1 protein-coding gene and 1 pseudogene are annotated in these 983 nt (G+C 67.7%); both read right to left on the bottom strand.

Annotated elements, in window-relative coordinates:
- Positions 1–663: pseudogene (locus tag AC1DU6_RS32835) on the bottom strand (cell envelope integrity protein TolA); the annotation flags it as partial.
- A gap of 1 nt (position 664) precedes the next feature.
- A partial coding sequence (locus tag AC1DU6_RS32830) for an ExbD/TolR family protein (RefSeq protein ID WP_477862465.1) occupies positions 665–983 on the bottom strand: 319 nt, incomplete at its 5' end.

Below are 983 nucleotides of genomic sequence, written 5' to 3'. Positions count from 1 at the left end.
GCCATCGTCCGGGTAGATGATGAGGGGGCGGATCTTGCCCTTGATGCGGCCGGCATATCCCGCGGACGGCGCCGAGTTCTGGGCCGCGGCGCCGGTGGAGCCGGGCGTGCCACCGGCCATGCCCTGGATGCGGCGCAGGTTTTCCTGACGCAGCGCTTCGCGCCGGGCATCGGCCTCCTTGGTGTCTTTCGCCTCTTTCGCGTCCTTGGCTGCCTTGGTGTCCTTGGCCTTCTTGCGGTCCTGCTCTTCCTTGTCCGCTTTCTCTTTGGCGAGCTTGTCCTTGGCCAGCTTCTCCTGGGCGGCTTTGTCGCGCTCGACCTTGGCAGCCTCGTCGCGGGCCTTTTCCTCCTTGCGCTTCTTCTCCTTGGCGATGGCGATCTCGGCCTCACGCTGCTCGGCGGCGGCCTCTTCGGCTGCTCGCTGCTGGGCGCGGGTGTCGGGCTTGGGCGCTTCGGGTTCGGGCTCGGGCGGCGCTTCCTCGCGCGGCGCGGCCACCTGGGGCACCGCCGACCACAGCTCGGCCTCGAAAGCGGGCGATGAATCGCTGTGCCAGTTCAGGCCATAGCTGAGCGCGAGGATCAGCAGGCCATGGGCGATCAGCGCCAGGGTCATGCCGCGGCCGAGGCCCGCGGCCTCGGGGGGGCGTAAGGTCGCGCTCGTCATCTCACTTGGAGGAGGAGGCGCCGCTCTTCACAGCCAGGCCCACGCGCTGGATGCCGGTGCGCTGCAGCGCGTCCATGACCTGCACGACGGCCTCGTACTTGACGTTCTTGTCGGCGGAGATGACTACGGGGCTGGTCGCATCCTTGCCCTGCGCCTTCTTGACGCGYTCGGCCAGGCGGTTCGCGGGAATCGATTCGGGCTCGAGTTGGTCGACCTTGATCTTCAGCTTCTCGTCCGTGCCAACGATGATCTGGATGACATGCTCGGGCTGCTGGCGGCTCTTGCCCACGCTGGGCAGGTCCACCAGGCCAGTCGTGATC

The organism is Roseateles sp. P5_B10 (genome assembly GCF_056400485.1).
The sequence above is the reverse complement of the archived record's forward strand: the minus strand, read 5'-3'. Positions and strand labels throughout refer to the sequence as shown.